Consider the following 19,860-nt stretch of genomic DNA (forward strand, 5'->3'; position numbering starts at 1 on the left):
TCCGCCTGTCCGGCTCCATCAGGAGCCGGAATCCATCATTCATAGGACTGCGAATGCCTGGCTGGCGCCCTTGAAGCGCTCAGCCCTTGTTCTTGTTGTAAACGTCGAAGAACACTGCGGCGAGAAGCACGAGGCCCTTCACCATCTGCTGGAAGTCGATGCCGAGCCCGACGATCGACATACCGTTATTCATGACGCCCATGATGAACGCGCCGATGACCGCACCGGTGATCTTGCCGACGCCGCCGGACGCCGAGGCGCCGCCGATGAAGCAGGCCGCAATGACGTCGAGTTCGAAACCGACGCCGGCCTTCGGCGTTGCCGAGTTCAGGCGCAGCGCGATGATCATGCCGGCAAGGCCTGCAAGCACGCCCATATTGACGAATGTGTAGAAGCTCAGCCGCTCGGTATTGATGCCTGAAAGCTTGGTCGCCTTCGAATTGCCGCCCATCGCATAGATGCGACGGCCGATCGTGGTCCGGCGGGTGATGAAGGCGTAGATCGCAATCAGCACCAGCATGACGACGAGAACGTTCGGCAGGCCTTTATAGGTGGAGAGCTGATAGCCGATCCACAGGATGGCGAGCGAAACGACCAGGTTCTGGACGATGAAGAAGCCCATCGGCTCGACATCGATCCCGTGGTCTTCGTTCACCTTGCGGCGGCGCCAGGCGAGGTAGAAGAGGATGACGGGCAGGATCACGGTCAGGATCAGCGAGGTCGACTGCACGGGTGTGCCGGCAATGTCGATCATGCCGCCCGGCAGGAAGCCGGTGCTGATAACCTGGAACTCCTTCGGGAACGGACCGATATTCTTGCCGTTCAGGACCGTCAGTGTCAGACCGCGGAAAACAAGCATGCCGGCAAGCGTCACGATGAACGACGGAATGCGGTGATAGGCGATGAAATAGCCCTGCGCCGCGCCGATGATGCCGCCCACGATCAGGCAGATCAGGCCGGCAAGCCAGAAGTTCATGCCCCATGACACGGTGAAGATCGCCGCGAGCGCGCCGACGAAAGCGACGATCGAGCCCACCGACAGGTCGATATGGCCGGCGACGATGACGAGCAGCATGCCGAGCGCCATGATGACGATGAAGGAGTTCTGCAGAACAAGGTTCGTCAGGTTGACCGGCTTGAAGAGAATGCCGCCGGTATAGAACTGGAAGAACACCATGATCGCGACGAGTGCGATGAGCATGCCGTATTCACGAATATTGCCGCGGATGTAATCGGCAACGGAAACGACGTTGCTATGCTCGGTTGTCGGGTTGACCGGAGTCATTGTCTCTTCTCCCCTGAGCGCATGATAGCGCGCATGATAGTTTCCTGGCTTGCTTCTCCCTTCGGCAATTCCGCGACGATGCGTCCTTCGTTCATCACGTAGATGCGGTCACATGTGCCAAGCAGTTCGGGCATTTCCGACGAGATCATCAGAACGCCCTTTCCATCGGCGGCAAGCTGGTTGATGATAGTATAGATTTCGTACTTTGCGCCAACGTCGATGCCGCGAGTCGGCTCGTCGAGGATCAAAATATCGGGATCGGAAAACAGCCACTTCGACAGCACGACCTTCTGCTGGTTGCCACCCGAAAGATTGACCGTTTCCTGGAAGACGCCGGAGGAGCGGATGCGCAGCTTCGACCGGTAATCGGTCGCGACCTTCATCTCCTTGATGTCGTCGATGACGCTATTGCTCGAAATCCCATTGAGGTTGGCAAGCGTCGTATTGTGCAGGATGCTGTCGCTGAGCACGAGACCGAGTTGCTTGCGGTCCTCGGTGACATAGGCAAGACCGGCGTCGATCGCCTTGCGCACAGTGCTTACATCGACAGCCTTGCCATTGACGAAGACCTCGCCACTGACTTTGTGGCCATAGGATTTGCCGAAGACGCTCATGGCGAATTCGGTGCGGCCAGCACCCATGAGACCGGCAATGCCGACGACCTCGCCCTTGCGGACGTTGACGTTGATGTCGTGCAGTACTTGGCGGTCGCGGTGCTGCTGGTGATAGGCGTTCCAGTTCTTCACTTCGAAGATCGTCTCGCCGATCGGCACCGAGCGCGGCGGATAACGGTCGGCCAGATCTCGGCCCACCATGTTCTTGATGATGATGTCTTCGCTGATCTCGTCCGTGTGACAGTCGAGCGTCTTGACGGTCATGCCGTCGCGCAGCACGGTGATCTGGTCGGCGACCTTACGGATCTCGTTCAGCTTGTGGGAAATGATGATCGAAGTGATGCCCTGATTGCGGAACTCGATCAGCAGATTGAGCAGCGCGTCCGAGTCCTTCTCATTGAGCGAAGCGGTAGGCTCGTCGAGGATGAGCAGCTTCACGCTCTTCGACAGTGCTTTGGCGATCTCGACGAGCTGCTGCTTGCCGACGCCGATGTCGGTGACCAGCGTGTTCGGAGATTCGCGCAGGCCCACCTTGGTGAGCAGCTTCTTCGTGCGGTTGAACGTCTCTTCCCAGCTGATGACGCCATTCTTGGCGTTTTCGTTGCCGAGGAAGATGTTTTCGCCGATCGACAGCAGCGGCACGAGTGCCAGCTCCTGGTGGATGATGACGATGCCGATTTCTTCGGAGTCCTTCAGGACCTTGAAGTTGCGCGTCTCGCCTTCATAGACGATGTCGCCTTCATAGCTTCCTGTCGGATAGACGCCCGATAGCACTTTCATCAGGGTCGATTTGCCGGCCCCGTTTTCGCCTACCAACGCGTGGATTTCACCCTGGCGAACCTTGAGGTTCACATTCTCCAGCGCCTTGACGCCCGGGAAGGTCTTGGTGATGCTCCGCATTTCGAGGATGGTATTGTCCATAGTCAAAGTTCCAACGCCTCCGGCCGTCGAGCGGCCGGGCGATCATAAAATCGAAGACCGGAACCCGCAAGCGCGGGTTCCGGCCATCTCGTATTACTTCAGCTTGTCTTCGGTGTAGTAACCGCCGTCGACGAGGATCTGCTTGTAGTTGGTCTTGTCGACAGCAACCGGCTTCAGCAGATAGGACGGAACGATCTTGACGCCGTTGTCGTAGGTCTTCGTGTCGTTGACCTCGGGCTCCTTGCCGGACATGACGGCATCGACCATGGCAACAGTGACCTTGGCGAGTTCGCGGGTGTCCTTGAAGACCGTCGAGTACTGTTCGCCAGCGATGATCGACTTGACCGACGGGACTTCAGCGTCCTGACCGGAAACAACCGGAAGCGGCTGGTCCGGAGTGCCGTAGCCGACGCCCTTCAGCGACGAAATGATACCGATCGACAGACCGTCATAGGGAGACAGGACGGCATTGACCTTGGCGTCGGTGTAGTTCGCCGAAAGCAGGTTGTCCATGCGGGCCTGGGCCGTTGCCGGATCCCAACGCAGCGTGCCGACCTTGTCCATGCCGGTCTGGCCGGACTTCACGACGAGCTTGCCGCTGTCGATGTAGGGCTGCAGGACGGACATTGCGCCATCATAGAAGAAGAAGGCGTTGTTGTCGTCCGGCGAGCCACCGAACAGTTCGATGTTGAACGGACCCTTTCCATCCTTGAGGCCGAGGGCGTCAACGATGGAACCGGCCTGCAGAACGCCGACCTGGAAATTGTCGAACGTCGCATAGTAGTCGACGTTGGCCGAGTCGCGGATCAGACGGTCATAGGCGATGACCTTGATGTTGGCGTCATGAGCCTTCTGGAGAACGTCGGAAAGTGTCGTTCCGTCGATCGAAGCGATGACGAGAACCTTGGCACCCTTGGTGACCATGTTTTCGATCTGCGAAAGCTGGTTCGGAATATCGTCGTCAGCATACTGCAGGTCGGTCTTGTAGCCAGCGGCCTCGAGCTGCTTGACGATGTTGTTGCCGTCGTCGATCCAGCGAGCCGAAGACTTCGTCGGCATTGCGATACCGACAAGACCTTTGTCCTGCGCCATTGCCGGCATAACGAACGAAGCGACGCCGAAGGCAGCCGCAGCCATCAATGAGATAATGGATTTCATTTCTCTCTCCCTTGTTAATAGAGCAGCGGACGAAAAATCGCCCGCCCCGAAACTGTGGCAGGTTCCGTATTGGATAGTTACTTCAGATGGTGAGAAACGAAGTAGGTCTCCTCCACGATCTCACACGTGTTGAGTGCCAACCAGCACACGGCGGCAAACTGGTATGGATTCCTATAACTGTCAAATAGAATAAGTGGTAATATGCATAACAATTTTGGTATATCGTTAAAAAGTATTACTTTTGATGGAGCGCAGTGAGGAGGCCGCAACCATGACGATTGTTTCCGAGCCATTTTCGATGGATCATGTCGATATCCACAGCGATAATTTCGGCGATGACAGCCTTTTACGTGCAGGACTTAAGCTGAATCACTTGCGTATGATCGTCGCAATCGAAGATAGCGGACAGATTTCCGCCGCAGCAGAAGTTCTGAACATTTCGCAGCCCGCCGCATCGCGGATGTTGTCCGAAATGGAATCGATCACCAAGACGTCGCTCTATGAGCGCGTGGCGCGCGGCGTGGTGCTGACGACCTTTGGCGCAGCGCTTGCCCGAAGGGCTCGGAAGATCCTCCTGGAGCTGCGCGAGGCGAGCCGCGAGATCGGTGAATTGAAAAGCGGCAAGGGCGGCTCGGTCTTCATCGGCGCGGTGACGGCGCCGGCCATGAGCCTCGTCGTTCCGGCGATCAACAAGGTGCGCAAGGCCTATCCCGGCATTGAGATCAACATCCAGGTGGAGACGAGCAACGTGCTTGCCCGCGAGCTGCTCGCCGCCCGCCATGACTTCATCATCGGCCGCATTCCCGATGATCTCAATCCGCGCCTGTTCGAGGTGACGGAGATCGGCATCGAGCGGGCTTGCCTGATCGTGCGCAGCAGCCATCCGCTTATGAAGCAGAAGACGAGCAGCCTCGCCGACGTCAGGGATTACGACTGGGTGTTCCAGCCGCCGGGCACGCTGCTGCGCCGCACGATCGAGGACGTTTTCCTATCGCGTGGCGTGGCGCTGCCCGAAAACATCGTCAACACCTCCTCGCTGTTGCTCACCTGCGCCATCATCTGCGAAACCGATGCGATCGCTCCCGTCGCCGTCGACGTCGCCCAGTTCCTTGCCAGCCAGGGCTCGAATGCCTCTGACGTGCGCATGCTGCCGATCGATTTCGACATCAACGTCAAGCCCTACAGCATGATCACGGCGAGGGAACGGGCGCTGCCGCCGAGTGCAAGGCTGCTCTACGACATCATCCTCGAGGAGAGCCGCAAGCAGGCCGGCTGACGACACCCGCAAGCCCTGCGCCATCTTGCCCGCCTTTAATGCGCCTGGAGCAATTCCAGCAAAAGTGTGCAGCGGTTTTGCCGGGAAAAGCGCGAAGCGACTTTCCCAGGAATTGCGTGAACAAGGAGATAGAGCACTTCCGTGATTCGAAGAAAAACGGAGATGCTCTCAAGGGAGGCGGATGCTGTTCGGACAGTCGGTATTTCAATCAGTCCTCGAGCGACTGAAGGCGGAGGACGGGACGGACGAGGACGCCGAGGCGCCGTCCGCCCATCGGGTTCCCGGCCTTGCCACCGGGCTTGCCTTCGATGTCATGGAAGGTGTCTCGGCCGCCTCACAACGTGTCGGCCAGGCCTATTTCGACAATCTGGACCTCGATCCCGCCGCCGGGATCGCGGAGGAACCGGTGGCTGCGCCTCCACCCGAACCCGTCATGCCGGACCATCTCGCCCGCATCGCTCCGGAAGAGATTGCCGCGGAACTGGCGATCGCTGCCACCGATACCCAACAGACGCTGAACGAGAAACGCCGCGCCTTTGCCAAGGCCAATCACCCTGATGGCGTCGCAGAGCCTTTCCGTGACAATGCCAACAGGCGCATGATGATCGCCAATCTGCTGATCGACGAGGCGATGCGTCGCCTGCCGCATAGCTGAAGCTTTCTCGAACGCAGGCAAACGTTCCGAGGCTGGAAGAGCCGCCGTTTCCGGCTCGATTCGCGAACTCCATATGGGCTGTTTTCCTGCGATTCAACCGATGCCCTTGTACTCAGTTTGATTCTTTCGCGTTCGGGTAGCAGATAAATCCTCCGCTTTTTGGTACCGGCAACAGCGTATTTCGGGACCCCAATAGGCCACGCCTACGCCCTTTTCGGTAGGTCGTAACGCTATTTAGCGGAATGGAATGCGATACAACCTATTGTAACATATGGCGGTGTAAATGTTTTCAGGAGAGCGCCGACATGTCATCTACGGAAGATCCCAAGCTGCCACGCAACACCGCGCGCAGACATTTTCTAAGTGCAGCCGCCGCCGCGGGTGCTCGTCTTGCCGGCGTGGCTGCCTTGGCCGCAGCAATTTCCACCTCTCCGGCCAACGCGCTGGGACGGCTTTGGGGACGGGGCGGCACCGATGGAAACGGAGGCTCTGGCGGGAGCGGTGGCTCTGGCGGAAGTGGTGGCTCCGGTGGCGGCAGCGGGAGCGGCCCACAGTGTTTCCTGCGGGGAACGGCGATCCTCACGGATTGCGGTGAGAAGCCTGTCGAGGATCTGCGCATCGGCGATCGCGTTGCCCTTCCTGACGGTAGCACCCGTCCGGTAAAGTGGGTCGGCCGCCAGAGCTTCAAGAAGAGCGGCGCGCGCTGGCAGAAGGACGTCGTGCCGATCCGGGTTTCACGCCACGCGCTGGACGGGCACACACCCCATTCGGATCTCTATCTGTCACCTGGCCATGCGCTGCACCTGAACGGCATTCTGATCCAGGTGAAGGACCTCGTGAACGGCAAGACGATTGCATCGGTCACTCCCGCCGCCGACGTATCGATCGATTACTATGCCGTCATGCTGGATACGCACGAAGCTATCCTTGCCGAAGGTGCTGAGGCCGAGTCCTTCCATCTGAAGAACAGCAATCACGAGAACTTCTGCAATTTTCCGGAGTACGAGCGTCTCTATGGCAAGGAACGCATCGTGATGACATCCTTTGCGCCGTTGCTGGGAGGTGGCTGGTCACATTTGAAAGCGCTTCTCCTGCTCGGCGTTTCGCCGCTGGTACCGATGCACGATCCATTCGGGGATGCCTGCGAAAAGATCGACGCGCAAGCCAAGGAACTGTCATTCTGACAGGAAGGGAATGAGCCGGGGATCGGGCTGGCTGCACGCGAAGCCGTGCGTCGGTTTTGCGATAGTATCAAACAAAGACGTCAAGCGTGGCGCGCATCGGAAAGATCGCGGCACGCTTCTTCTCTTCGTCAACTGCCGGCTCGTCCCCGCCCGCGTCATTGGGCGTGACAACTGCCGCCGTCCCCGGCGGTTTCGGCCAGCACGCCCGCGCCAATCACCCCCGACAGTGTTCCCCTGCCCTTCGCGACAATGCGACGAAGCAGATGATGCTCGCCAATCTGTGCTGATCGACAAAGCCCTGCGGCGATTGGGCCGCTAATTATTCCGCCTGCCCGTCCTTGGAAGGCTTTTCAGCGGTCGCCGCAGGCCCTTCTTCTTCCTCGGCGTCAGGTTGCGCGGCCGGCTCGGTGGCCGGCGGCTGCGGCTTGAAGGTCCAGAACAATATATAGAAGGAATAGGCGCCCGCCCCGCCCGCGAGCACGCCCCAGAACGGATCGCCGGTGACGAACTCGACCACGGCCCAGCCGAAGCAGACGGCAACGATGGCAACTCGCACCCAGAGGCGCCGGTATGCCGGATGGTTCGGATCGATCAGCTGCATCTTTACCCCGCGGTCGGATATGTCGCACTGCCCTCGGCCTGTGCCGCGCTTGTCTCTAAAGCCTTTCCTGGCCAGATTAAAGTATTCTGTTGGCTCAAACGGTATCGAATGTTCGAGCGGCCGGCTCCGGCAGAACGCTTCAATCCGAACCGGAAATGCTCTGGTTCGAATCTTGCAAATGTGAAAGATCCGAGGCCTTGACGCGACGCAGAGAAGATGGAATGAAAATTCCAGAAATTTGACAATTCGGTTTATTTGTTCCGAATTCAAGGGAGGGTGGAATGACAGTGAGATTTGGTCTTCTCGGCGCCGGCCGCATCGGCAAGGTTCATGCGAAGGCTGTCAGCGGTGACGCCAATGCAAAGCTCGTCGCGGTCGCAGACGCCTTTCCGCAGGCTGCCGAAGCCATCGCCTCCGCCTATGGCTGCGCGGTCCGCACCATCGAGGCGATCGAGGCAGCCAAGGATATCGACGCCGTCGTCATCTGCACGCCGACGGATACCCATGCCGATCTGATCGAGCGCTTCGCCCGCGCCGGCAAGGCGATCTTCTGCGAAAAGCCGATCGATCTCGACGTCGCCCGCGTCAAGGCCTGCATCAAGGTGGTGGAAGAGACCGGCGCCAAGCTGATGGTCGGCTTCAACCGCCGCTTCGACCCGCATTTCATGGCGGTGCGCAAAGTCATCGACGAAGGCAAGATCGGCGATGTCGAAATGGTGACGATCACCTCGCGTGACCCCGGCGCCCCGCCGGTCGATTACATCAAGCGCTCCGGCGGTATCTTCCGCGACATGACGATCCATGACTTCGACATGGCCCGCTTCCTGCTCGGCGAAGAACCGGTGTCGGTTTTCGCGACCGCTGCCGTGCTCGTCGACAAGGCGATCGGCGAAGCTGGTGACTATGACAGCGTTTCGGTGATCCTGCAGACCAAGTCTGGCAAGCAGGCCATCATCTCCAACTCCCGCCGCGCCACCTATGGCTACGACCAGCGCATCGAGGCGCACGGCTCCAAGGGCCTCGTCTCGGCCGAAAACCAGCGCCCGGTCTCGATCGAAGTCGCAAACGGCGAAGGCTACACCCGCCCGCCGCTGCATGACTTCTTCATGACCCGTTATACCGAAGCCTATGCCAACGAGATCGCCAGCTTCATCGCAGCGATCGAGAAGGGCTCCAAGATCTCTCCATCCGGCGCCGATGGTCTCGCAGCGCTGGCACTCGCCGATGCCGCGGTCCAGTCCGTCAAGGAAGGCAAGCTTATCAAGATCGGCTGACGGCCCTCTCCCGACCGGAAGCCATGCATGAGATGGCCGGGCTCCCGCCCGGCCATTTCGCGTTTGATGACACCCGCAGGTGCGTGACCAGAAACCCCTCCCCACCCCCTCCCCACAAGGGGGAGGGGCTAAGATGCCGGCTTTCCATTTCACGGTTTAATCCGCAGAAAGGTTGATGCTTGCCGCACTCGGCCGCAGCACGTTAGTCCCTCCCCCTTGTGGGGAGGGGTTGGGGAGGGGTTTCGGCAGCCGTCGGAGCACAGCAGGCTCTCTCCTTCAATCCGTCTCTTGAGTGACCACCGATCCCTGAACGCCCGAGAGAACGATATCCTCGTCGATCACCGACAGCGCCCGGTTCAAATGTCCTTCGAAGACGAGGATCTGCTCGTCGGCCACCACCCTGATCTCGGGCATGCCTTCCATGCGCACGATATGCGACTGCCCCAGACCCTCTTCGATCCCCTGCCGAAGAAGGTCGTAATAACGCGTGCCCGGCCCGGTGATGGCGATCGGCATGCGCTCCGTCAGGCTCAGCATGCGCGACAGTCCGTTGCCGAGCGCCAGCCCCGCCTGGCGGAAGGCGAAGGCGGGGACGCGGTTGCCCTGGCGCGCCTTTGTGGCGATCTTGTCCAGTTCCGCCACCGGCACGAACTTTGCCGGAATCGTATCGAGCGGCACCTCGAAGGCGCTGCGCAGGATCGCGTAGAACCCGGCATAGGCCTCGATGCAGCCGCGGGTGCCGCAGCGGCAGAGCCCACCATTGGCCATGTGCAGCATGTGCCCGAAATTGGGCGCCGATATCTCCTGGCCTGTCTGGTTTCCGCGCCTGACGATGCCGAGCCCGACGCTATGGCCGAGCGAAAGGGCTGCGAGCGAGCGGAAATCGGCGCCTTTCACCATTTCCTCACGCGCGCCGAGCGCTGCTGCCACCAGCAGCGTCTCGTTGTCGAGGATCACCTTGGCCTGCCATTCCGGCCGCAGTGCCGATTCGAAATCGATCTGGTCGCTGCCGAAGATCGGCGACCAGACGAGAACCGGCTCGGTGGAATTGACCAACCCCTTGCTGCTGATCGAGATCAGCAGCACCTTTTCTTGGCTGATCTTCGAGCGATCGAGAATGCGCAAAAGCCCGGCCCGCACTGCCGCGACGAAGCGGCCAGCACCCGCAGGATCATGCGAACGTTCCTCGCTGAAGCGGTCGATCAGCTTGCCGGCATAATCGACCAACGAATATTGCACCGCATCCGAGGAAATGATGACGACGATGAGATAGCCGCAATCGCGTCGCTGGCGCAGCAACACGCGTGGCCGGCCGCGGCCGCTTGCCGGCTGGTGTTCCGATTTTTCGATGATCTGGGCTTTTTCCAGCTCAGTGGTGATGGCCGAGATGGTGGCCGATGACAGCCCGGTGAAATCGGATATTTCGGTATGCGCGAGCGCACCGTGGCGACGCAGCACGGACAGCACGAGCACGCTGTTTCTCTGCCGGACCAGCTCCGTGCTCGACTTGGTCAGCATGAATGCCGCCCTCTCTCCCTGCTAGAACAGGATGATTTCAGGCCGGGTCGGCCTAAAATCTGAATCCTGTTCTAAATTCATAGTGAGAGCATGATGTCGGCCGAAAACCGCTCACACTTTTCGGCATCATGCTCTAATTCCACCCTTGGTTTCCACTGCATCTCCAGCCGATGTTTCGCAAGGAAATTAAGCTGGCAGTGCAGTGTTGACAGTTGAAAAAATCTCTGACACTAAATTTCTCGACTGTCGAGAAAAAAATCCGAACCTTTCTCGACAGCTTTTCGCGGTGGCCGGAGGAAGCATGGGCTGGGCCGGTCGCAATCCACTCGGGAGGACACTATGAAGTCTATTTTGAAATTGATGGCCGGTGCGGCCATCCTCGTTTCCGTGCATACCGCTGCCATGGCTGCCGATCTCGTCGTCGGTGTTTCCTGGTCGAATTTCCAGGAAGAACGCTGGAAGACGGACGAAGCCGCCATCAAAAAGGCTCTCGAAGCCAAGGGCGCCAAGTATATTTCCGCTGACGCGCAGTCTTCTGCCGCAAAGCAGCTTACCGACGTCGAATCGCTGATCTCTCAGGGCGCCAACGCGCTGATCATCCTCGCCCAGGACTCCGACGCAATCGGCCCGGCGATCGAAAAGGCCGCCGCTGAAGGCATCCCGGTCGTCGGCTATGACCGCCTGATCGAAAACCCGGCTGCCTTCTACATCACCTTCGACAACAAGGAAGTCGGCCGCCTGCAGGCTGAAGGCGTTTTCAAGGCCAAGCCGGAAGGCAATTACGTCTTCATCAAGGGCTCGTCTTCCGATCCGAATGCCGACTTCCTGTTCTCGGGCCAGCAGGAAGTCCTGAAGGCCGCCATCGACGCCGGCAAGATCAAGAATGTCGGCGAGGCCTATACCGACGGCTGGCTGCCGGAGAACGCTCAGCGCAACATGGAGCAGTTCCTGACCGCCAACAACAACAAGGTTGACGCCGTCGTCGCATCGAATGACGGCACCGCCGGTGGCGCGATCGCTGCTCTCGACGCACAGGGCCTCGCCGGCTCCGTTCCGGTTTCCGGCCAGGACGGTGACAAGGCAGCGCTTAACCGCATCGCTCTCGGCACGCAGACGGTTTCCGTCTGGAAGGACAGCCGCGAACTCGGCCAGCGCGCCGCTGAAATCGCTCTCGACCTCGCCGGCGGCAAGGACATGAGCAAGATCGACGGCGCCCAGGCTTTCAAGGGCGGCCCGAAGGGCGTCGAAATGCAGTCGGTCTTCCTGAAGCCGCTTGCGATCACCAAGGACAACCTGAACGTCGTCATCGACGCCGGCTGGATCTCCAAGGCTGAAGCGTGCCAGGGCGTCAAGGCAGACAGCGTCGCTGCCTGCAAGTAAGCCAAGGGCTGTGAACTGAAATTGCCGGCGCCGCAGCGGAACACCGTTGCGGCGCCGGATGCGGATGAGAATTCCAACGACGAAGTTTTCTCCGCCTCGCCGCACCATCGCGGGTTTTCATTCCCTGCCGGAACGGTGTCGCGACGCCACGCGACCGGTTTCCGGAAGCATCGCGATGGTGAGTTGAAGAACAGACGCATGACGCCGATGGCAGCCTCTAGCACGCCGGCGCGTCCGTCCAAACAAAGTGGGGGAACGGCAAACCCATGGCCGAAATGGTAAAATCCACAACATCAAGCGGACCGCGAGCGGCGGAAGCCAGTCCGGTGACCCGCTTCTTCCGCGCCACCGAGATCGACACGCGTCTGCTCGGCATGATCGGCGCGCTGATCATCATCTGGATCGGTTTCCACATCATCACCGGCGGTCTCTTTCTGACCCCGCGCAATCTCTGGAACCTCTCGGTCCAGACGACAGACATCGCCGTCATGACGACGGGCATGGTGCTGATCATCGTCACCCGCAACATCGATCTGTCGGTCGGCTCCGTGCTCGGCCTCTGCGGTATGATCATGGGCGTGACGCAGGCCAAGATCCTGCCGGAATATATCGGCTTCGATAGCCCCCTCACCTGGGCGATCACGCTGCTGGTCGGATTGGCGGCAGGCTGCCTGATCGGCGCCTTCCAGGGCATCATCATCGCCTTCCTCAACGTTCCCTCCTTCATCGTCACGCTCGGCGGCCTGCTCGTCTGGCGCGGCGCCACCTGGCTCGTCACCAGCGGCCAGACGGTTGCCCCGATGGACCAGACCTTCCGCATCATGGGCGGCGGCGCCGAGGGCTCGATCGGCGCCACCTGGAGCTGGATCGTCGGCATCGGCGCCTGCCTCTTCGTCATCGCAAGCATCGTCGGCTCACGCCGGCAGCGCCGGCGCTTCGGTTTCCCGCGCCGGCCGATGTGGGCTGAATATTTCCTCGCGGTCCTGAGCTGCGTGCTCATCCTCGGCGCGGTCTGGATCGCCAACAGCTATTACTGGCCGATCAACATCGCCAAGAAATATGCCGAGACCAACAATATTCCCTGGCCCGAAACCGGCCTGGACATTCCCTACGGCATCGCCGTGCCGGTGTTGATCGCCATCGTCGTCGGCATCATCATGACCTTCATCGCGACCCGGCTGCGCTTCGGCCGCTATGTCTTCGCGATCGGCGGCAACCCCGAAGCGGCCGAGCTCGCCGGCATCAAGACCCGCTGGGTCACCGTGCGCATCTTCGCGCTGATGGGCATTTTGGCCGCTATCGCCGCCGCGATTTCCACCGCCCGCCTCAATGCCGCAACGAACTCGCAGGGTACGCTCGACGAGCTCTACACCATCGCCGCCGCCGTCATCGGCGGAACGTCGCTGGCAGGCGGCACCGGCACCATCGCCGGCGCCATGCTCGGCGCGCTCGTCATGCAGTCGCTGCAATCGGGCATGGTGCTCGCGCATGTCGATACGCCGTTGCAGAGCGTTGTCGTCGGCACCGTCCTTGTCGTGGCGGTCTGGCTCGACACCGTCTACCGCGCCCGTGCCAAGTGAGAGGAGCCCTAGACATGGCTGATCAACGCACTCCCCTCGTGGAACTGAAAAACATCTCGATCTCCTTCGGCGGCATTCACGCAGTGGACAATGCCTCGGTCGATCTCTACCCCGGCGAAGTGGTCGCCCTGCTCGGCCACAACGGCGCCGGCAAGTCGACGCTCATCAAGATCCTCTCCGGCGCCTACAAGCGCGATGGCGGCGAGATCCTGATCAATGGCGAGCCTGCTGACATCCGCAATCCGCGCGATGCCAAGAAATACGGCATCGAGACGATCTACCAGACGCTCGCCGTCGCCGATAATGTCGACGCCGCCGCCAACCTCTATCTCGGCCGCGAGCTGAAGACCCGCTGGGGCACGCTCGACGACGTCGCGATGGAAGCCTCGGCCCGCGAGGTGATGGGGCGGCTCAACCCCAACTTCAAGCGCTTCAAGGAGCCGGTGAAGGCGCTTTCGGGCGGCCAGCGGCAATCGGTGGCGATCGCCCGTGCGATCCTCTTCAACGCCCGCATCCTGATCATGGACGAGCCGACGGCTGCGCTTGGCCCCCAGGAGACGGCGCAGGTCGGCGAACTGATCAAGCAGCTGAAGAAGGAAGGCATCGGCATCTTCCTCATCAGCCACGACATCCACGACGTCTTCGATTTGGCCGACCGCGTCTCGGTGATGAAGAACGGCCAGGTCGTCGGCCATGCCCGCACCGAGGACGTGACCAAGGACGAAGTGCTGGGGATGATCATCCTCGGCAAGGTGCCGCCAAAGGCGATCCCCGGCCCCGGCGCCATGCAGATCTGACCGCCAAAAGGCGACAGTCCGCGACAACAACGCTCCGCCGCCCGCAAGGCCGGCGGAGTTTTTTATATAACGTTCCCCGGGCTGACGGATAAAAACACCCTGCAAAGCGCAAGCACCCGTATTTCTGAGAATTTCGCGATTGAAGCCAGCCGCAAGCTAGGCTAAGAACCACCCATCGGACAGGCGATTCAAACCGCCTTCGGCATGCACCCGTAGCTCAGCTGGATAGAGTGTTGGATTCCGATTCCAAAGGTCACAGGTTCGAATCCTGTCGGGTGCGCCACTTCCGAACGGTCCGTTCTGGACACATGGATTACGGTTTATTCCTGAGACATAGGTAACACTTTTGAGCCGAAAGGGTTCGGCAGCGGTTCGAGTCTGCATGTTTCGTCATCGAAGTATCCCAGATCGTAATCCATGAAGCTTGCGAGCCAGATATGGTCTTCGACCTGTTTGATGCCGACGGCCTGACCGGCGAAGACCAGACTGCGATTGATCTTCTTCCGTTTGTAGCAGATGCATCCGCATGTTGTGACGGTGACCGACTGGTCGTTCAAAGCAGCTCGGTAGGAAGGCGGATAGACACCACAGGAGATTATCGTGGGGCAGACCACACGGGCCTTGGGTCCTGCAAAGTCGCTGGCAAGAGCCGAGGTGAGCACGCCCGTTCCTACAGAAGCAAGAAATCGGCTCTGCTTGTGGCCGTTGGCGATAGCAGTGAGCGTAGCGGTCAGATAGGCAGACGCATCGAGGGACGCATTGATTGATGGCGTCGCCTCGGCGCTGACATCGACGAATTATTGCGAGTGAGTCGGACTTCGGTCCGATGGTAGACAGCAATCTCTCTGCTAATTTCCGTTCCGCTGAGACTGCAAAACTCAGCACGAAAAGGGTGTCTGCCCCTGATCCGGAGCACCCTTTTCACTCGTTTTCGGGAATCCCCCTTAACCCTCGGCACCGACGGTTTGCGGGCCGCCAACCTCCCAATTGATCACAGGGTATAGGTAATCTGTCGGAGCATCTTGCGTGCGATGGTGTTGCCAGTTCCATCGCATTTTAAGCGGGCGGTCGTCAAAGTCGAAGTCTGTGATTTCCTTCCACGGCAATAGGTCATCGATACGGCTCTGCTTGTGACTATTGACGATGGCAGTGAGCGTGGCGGTCAGATAGGTCTGCGGATCGACGGCATTTAGTTTGCAGGTCTCGATGACCGAAGCGATGGTCGCGCGCGTGAGCAACACGTCTTCGAGCAAGATCAGCCCTGGTTTGGTAACGGCTTACCCTCGTAGCGCACGCGAAAATTCCTCCTTTGAAAATCCTGCTCGAAGCAGACGAAGACGAGTTCCAGGTCATTGGCGCTGTCGCGCTTCCCAAGGAGACTGAGGGTGACAACGATAACGCCACTGTATCCGCGCGTCAGGCGGAAAGCCGCGTTGCGGATGTCAGTCCCTTCTGGATCCTTCCGGTCTTCGCGGCGCTCATAGATGACCCAGAAGCGGGCAGCATCCCAAGTCTGCCGTAGGATTTGGCTGACCTCTGCCTTGAACTCTTCGGCATGCATTGCCGGCCCCCAAGACAATGCCGTCTCGCCCGCATCGCCAACGACATTGAGGTAACCGTCATATCGGTAAGCCCCTGACAGTGACCGTTCGATCATCTCGAATGCCGTGTTTTCGCTGATTGTAGTTTTGAAGAGAATTGCCATGGAATCGCTGCGTGCCACTGCCGATATGTCGGTGAGACGGCGAGACTACTGGGTGTCGCCTGGGCGAGCAACGGTGACTTAATTGTCGGGCATCCGAGTCCGCCGCTTCTTTCCGGAAATCTGACTGTCCATACCGGAGACATAGGTAACAGAACGTCCCTAAGACAAGGGTGATAACCTTGTGCCGAACGGGTTCTCGATGGTTTGCAAAGTCCTCCGCTCCAGATCGATATATCCGAGATCATAGCGCATGAAGCTGACGAGCCAAACGCCGTCATCGACCTCCTCGACGTCGAACCTCTGGCCGGCCGTGACCGTGAAGATATTGATTTCTTGCGGTACATGCAGATGCGGCCGCAATTGGTCACCAGTACGTCACGCTCGCGGAAGCGGATTTGTGCTTGGCTCCGATGAATGGGCGCAGGGGCGCAATTCGCCTCGGATGGTGGCCCGCCTCCTCAACTCACCAACCTTCCGCATCCGCTCGTTAGCAATTTATTGACCATAAGCTGGCTTTACTAAGCGTGATGGATGCGGAGGTTCCCGCACGTCGTCGAGTGGTTGGTGTAGGACGGAATTGTTCGTGTTGAAGTATCCAGTGCAAGGGTTATCGGGCGCAGCCTTGGGCGGAATTGCCACGCTGCTGTCGCGTGCGGAACGGTTCGTCGCGAAGACCATTCTGCCGGCTCTGTTTGCGCTGCCGGCACTTGTCGGCTCTGCTTCATTTGCCTCGGCGGAAGATCGTGCCCTGAAGCTGTTCTTTACCCATACGGGCGAGAGGGCCACGATTACCTACAAGCGGGACGGAAAGTTCGATCCAAAGGGCCTCGCCCAGATCAATCGGTTTCTGCGCGACTGGCGAAGGAACGAGCCGACCCGGATGGATCCCCGGCTGCTCGATTTGGTCTGGGAGGTATACAAGCGCAGCGGCGGCAAGGACTACATCCACATCGTCTCCGCCTATCGTTCGCCCACCACCAACAACATGCTCCGCAACCGTTCGCGCAGCACGGGCGTCGCCAAGAAGAGCCAGCACATGCTGGGCAAGGCGATGGATTTCTACGTTCCCGGCGTGAAGCTTTCGACGCTGCGTGCGCTGGCGATGCAGATGCAGGTCGGCGGTGTCGGATATTATCCGACCTCGGGATCGCCCTTCGTGCATCTCGATGTCGGCAATGTCAGGGCCTGGCCCCGCATGTCCCGGCAAGAACTCGCTCGAATATTCCCGAATGGGCAGACGGTGCATCTCCCGGCCGATGGCCGGCCGCTGCCGGGATACAATCAGGCGGTTGCGAACCACAGGAAGCGCGGCAGCACTACCTCGATCCAGATCGCCAGCACCGCGGGCGAAGACGAAGACGTGAGCGCGTCGACCAGGTCGAGCGGCGATACCAAAGACAATAAACTCGTGACGGCGCTTCTGCCCACGCCCCGAAGCCGAGCATTGAATGCGCTCGCGCTGCAGACCGGCGCGGTCGAGCGCGATGACAAACGGTCCGCTCCGGATCTTTCGCCTTTCCCGATTCCGGTACCAGCGATGCGCCCACCCGCCCTCGAGCACGACGCGGGCCTGGATGACAAACTGGAAACTGCGTCGATCGGCCCAATTGATGTCCTTCCGGATAAACCGGCGTCTGCATTGCCGGCCTATGCCCGCTTCGAACCCCGCCTTGTTGCACACCAGGCCTCCAAGCAGGGCACGAACATGATCGCCTCCCTGCCCATCACCGCTTCCTGGGAAGAAGCAAGTTTCTTTGGATCGACGTCCGACGCGGCGCTGATGAAATGGGCGCTGCATTCTCCTGGCGAGATGATTGAATTGAGTGCGCCTCGCGTTTCCCCGCGCACGGTTCATCGTCAGGCAAATGTCGCGACGTCAGGTGAGGATATCATTCCGGTCGCCGCCCAGTTCGATGCCAACCGGCTTGCGTCGCCCCCGGAGGGCTGACCTCGATCATCAAGGCTTGATGGCAGCATGAAGCCGATCAGACGCGCCAGAACGGCCATGGTGAGAACCGGGCTTGTAGTGCCGAGAAACCAGGCGCCGCCGCCCGGCGCCAGCCTGTGCGGTCACCAACAACAGCCGAGCGTCACCACAAAGGCGGACATCCCATGTATCTGCATGGGAATGGAGGCCCGCGCTGCGGGCGACTAGCTTTTTTTAGCACCTCCTAAACAAGCGCCATTTCTTACAGGCGGTGCTCGCGCATCGGCTCCAAAATCGGAATCTATCCTCGGGAAAAGTGAGGTAGATCCAACGTGTTAAAGCGTTATTTAGGCGCTTGAAAAGACGCGCAGGCGCCATAGCTTGGATTTTCGAACGGCGACGACGATCGTTTCCACGCTCGGGATATTCAGACCAAAGTCCGACCCACCCCGGACTTCGTGCCCATACAAAACCTTCGATCACTGTAATAACAATAATATATTCTCAAGTAACGAGGCGAGACGATGTGAGAAACTGCGTTGACTTCATTGGATCGCATTTACGTGACGACTTCTACTTGGAAAATGATACCCAGAAACTGGTTGTTGTTGACAATCTTTGCACCGGACCTTTCGAAAATATCACACACATTCGGGATGCCCGCTTCCACAGGCAACCTCAGCTCCCTGGATCCGGAACTCGTTGGAGAGGTTCTCGATACCATGCTGGCTCCTTCGATCGAACTGCTGATGGCGGCCGCCGTCTCATGGGGATAGTCGAGATTGGCCGGGTCGTGATGATCCTGCAACGATCACCTGTAACATCCGGTCCGGCGCGGCGGCCCGTTATCGAGCGCAGCATCGGCAGCGACAAGCGTCGCCTTAAAGTAGGTAGATTTAACGATTAAAATTAATACGCGAGTATTTCTTAGAACTTTTCTAAGTAATTGTCATGCATTACAGGCGATGCTAATAGACAAGCAGCTTAATCTCAAGTCACGAGGCGCAAAGCAATGAAGAGCGTATTGATTTCTGGCGGGGCTGGCTTCATCGGATCCCACATGTGTGATCGACTTTTGCTGAGGACGGACATTCAGAAGCTGGTCGTTGTTGACAACCTCTGGACCGGGCTTTTCGAAAATATCGCCCATATCAGGGACCCCCGTTTCCACTTCGTGAAATCCGACGTCGAGACGCTGCAGACCTCGGATAAATTCGACGAAATCTATCACCTTGCATCCCCTGCATCGCCGCCGTGGTACATGAAGGAGCCGAAGAGGACGATCTCCGCCAATCTTCTCGGGGCGTTCCGGTTGCTCGACTTGCTGAAGAAGGGCGGACGTTTCGGTTACACCTCTTCTTCCGAAGTCTATGGCGATCCTCTGGTGTCGCCGCAGCCGGAATCCTACAAGGGCCAGGTCGACTGCACCGGACCGCGCTCATCCTACGACGAGAGCAAAAGATGCACGGAATCGCTGCTGTTCGAGATGCAGCGCACCCAAGGGCTCGATGTCAAGATCGTTCGCCCCTTCAACATCTATGGTCCCCGGACACGCTCCGACGATGGGCGCGCGGTCTCCAACTTCATCACCCAGGCGCTTTCGGGTCGCCCGATTACCGTGTTCGGCGACGGCCTTCAGTCACGCAGCTGGGGCTATGTCGATGACGTTGTCGATGGTTTCGCGCGATATTTCTGGATAAATGAAACCGACTATAAGGGGCCTCTAAACGTCGGCAATGATCGCGAGATTTCGGTTCTCGAGGTCGCGCAATATGTCTCCAAACTGGTTGGCGGCGTGCCGATCGTCTTCGAGCCGTCACCGCCGCAGGACCCCACGAACAGACGGCCGGACCTGACCAACGCGCACTATGTCATGCCCGAGTGGTCGTGCAAGATCACCTACGAACAGGGCGTGGCGATGACGCTCGATTGGTTCAGGGACCAAATGAAGGCGCACGCTGCAGAATAAACCATAATGACTTTCA

Annotated in this window: 16 protein-coding genes, 1 tRNA gene and 1 pseudogene; 10 read left to right on the top strand and 8 right to left on the bottom strand. The window is 59.3% G+C overall.

The window, feature by feature from the left end; translation table 11 throughout:
- Positions 1-79: 79 nt before the first annotated feature.
- The 3 genes from mmsB to chvE form a co-directional block, all read right to left on the bottom strand.
- Complete coding sequence (gene mmsB, locus A6U98_RS19400; protein ID WP_064652052.1) at positions 80-1,285, bottom strand: multiple monosaccharide ABC transporter permease; 1,206 nt, start codon at positions 1,283-1,285, stop codon at positions 80-82.
- Complete coding sequence (mmsA, locus tag A6U98_RS19405) at positions 1,282-2,820, bottom strand: multiple monosaccharide ABC transporter ATP-binding protein (protein WP_003542034.1); 1,539 nt, start codon at positions 2,818-2,820, stop codon at positions 1,282-1,284. The genes mmsB and mmsA overlap by 4 nt, the downstream gene beginning before the upstream one ends.
- 93 nt (positions 2,821-2,913) lie before the next feature.
- On the bottom strand, positions 2,914-3,978 hold the full coding sequence (gene chvE / locus A6U98_RS19410) for a multiple monosaccharide ABC transporter substrate-binding protein (protein ID WP_064652053.1): 1,065 nt from the start codon (positions 3,976-3,978) through the stop codon (positions 2,914-2,916).
- A 271-nt stretch (positions 3,979-4,249) separates the two neighbouring features.
- Here chvE and A6U98_RS19415 point away from each other — a divergent pair, with 271 nt between their 5' ends.
- From A6U98_RS19415 to A6U98_RS19425, 3 genes are all read left to right on the top strand, one after another.
- Positions 4,250-5,254, top strand: coding sequence for a LysR family transcriptional regulator (locus A6U98_RS19415; protein WP_003542037.1), 1,005 nt, complete (start codon positions 4,250-4,252; stop codon positions 5,252-5,254).
- Between the two features lie 181 nt (positions 5,255-5,435).
- Entirely contained in the window at positions 5,436-5,909 is a 474-nt protein-coding gene (locus A6U98_RS19420; RefSeq protein WP_064652054.1) for a hypothetical protein, read from the top strand.
- A gap of 305 nt (positions 5,910-6,214) precedes the next feature.
- Positions 6,215-7,093 (top strand): Hint domain-containing protein, encoded by an 879-nt coding sequence (locus A6U98_RS19425; protein WP_064652055.1) that lies wholly within the window; start codon positions 6,215-6,217, stop codon positions 7,091-7,093.
- A 319-nt stretch (positions 7,094-7,412) separates the two neighbouring features.
- Here A6U98_RS19425 and A6U98_RS19430 read toward each other — a convergent pair whose 3' ends face one another.
- A complete protein-coding gene (locus A6U98_RS19430) occupies positions 7,413-7,694 on the bottom strand; it encodes a hypothetical protein (protein WP_003542043.1) in 282 nt (93 codons plus the stop codon).
- 281 nt (positions 7,695-7,975) lie between these two features.
- Here A6U98_RS19430 and iolG point away from each other — a divergent pair, with 281 nt between their 5' ends.
- Entirely contained in the window at positions 7,976-8,968 is a 993-nt protein-coding gene (gene iolG, locus A6U98_RS19435; protein WP_064652056.1) for an inositol 2-dehydrogenase, read from the top strand.
- 276 nt (positions 8,969-9,244) lie between these two features.
- Here the strand turns inward: iolG and A6U98_RS19440 are convergent, their stop codons facing one another.
- Positions 9,245-10,486: an ROK family transcriptional regulator gene (locus A6U98_RS19440; RefSeq protein ID WP_064652057.1), complete on the bottom strand. Its 1,242-nt coding sequence runs from the start codon at positions 10,484-10,486 to the stop codon at positions 9,245-9,247.
- A 339-nt stretch (positions 10,487-10,825) separates the two neighbouring features.
- On the opposite strand from A6U98_RS19440, the gene xylF reads away from it, so the two are divergent.
- From xylF to A6U98_RS19460, 4 genes are all read left to right on the top strand, one after another.
- On the top strand, positions 10,826-11,866 hold the full coding sequence (xylF, locus tag A6U98_RS19445; protein ID WP_003542055.1) for a D-xylose ABC transporter substrate-binding protein: 1,041 nt from the start codon (positions 10,826-10,828) through the stop codon (positions 11,864-11,866).
- 266 nt (positions 11,867-12,132) lie between these two features.
- A complete protein-coding gene (locus A6U98_RS19450; protein WP_064652058.1) occupies positions 12,133-13,446 on the top strand; it encodes a sugar ABC transporter permease in 1,314 nt (437 codons plus the stop codon).
- Between the two features lie 14 nt (positions 13,447-13,460).
- Positions 13,461-14,243, top strand: a complete 783-nt coding sequence (locus tag A6U98_RS19455) for an ATP-binding cassette domain-containing protein (protein ID WP_003542059.1) — start codon at positions 13,461-13,463, stop codon at positions 14,241-14,243.
- 206 nt (positions 14,244-14,449) lie between these two features.
- Positions 14,450-14,526: transfer RNA gene (locus tag A6U98_RS19460), tRNA-Arg, on the top strand.
- Positions 14,527-14,563: 37 nt separating this feature from the next.
- On the opposite strand, the gene A6U98_RS19465 is transcribed toward A6U98_RS19460, so the two are convergent.
- The 3 genes and pseudogenes from A6U98_RS19465 to A6U98_RS19475 form a co-directional block, all read right to left on the bottom strand.
- Positions 14,564-14,905 (bottom strand): transposase, encoded by a 342-nt coding sequence (locus A6U98_RS19465; RefSeq protein WP_245304538.1) that lies wholly within the window; start codon positions 14,903-14,905, stop codon positions 14,564-14,566.
- Positions 14,906-15,340: 435 nt separating this feature from the next.
- Positions 15,341-15,469, bottom strand: a pseudogene (locus tag A6U98_RS19470) (transposase domain-containing protein); the annotation flags it as partial.
- 29 nt (positions 15,470-15,498) lie between these two features.
- A complete protein-coding gene (locus A6U98_RS19475) occupies positions 15,499-15,948 on the bottom strand; it encodes a hypothetical protein (RefSeq protein ID WP_064652060.1) in 450 nt (149 codons plus the stop codon).
- A gap of 577 nt (positions 15,949-16,525) precedes the next feature.
- Between A6U98_RS19475 and A6U98_RS19485 the strand changes: the two genes are divergently transcribed.
- Entirely contained in the window at positions 16,526-17,896 is a 1,371-nt protein-coding gene (locus A6U98_RS19485; RefSeq protein ID WP_064652062.1) for a DUF882 domain-containing protein, read from the top strand.
- A gap of 991 nt (positions 17,897-18,887) precedes the next feature.
- Positions 18,888-19,844, top strand: coding sequence for an NAD-dependent epimerase/dehydratase family protein (locus A6U98_RS19490; RefSeq protein WP_064652063.1), 957 nt, complete (start codon positions 18,888-18,890; stop codon positions 19,842-19,844).
- Positions 19,845-19,860 lie beyond the last annotated feature (16 nt).

The organism is Rhizobium sp. WYCCWR10014, from assembly GCF_001657485.1.
In the GTDB taxonomy this organism is placed as follows: Bacteria; Pseudomonadota; Alphaproteobacteria; order Rhizobiales; family Rhizobiaceae; genus Rhizobium.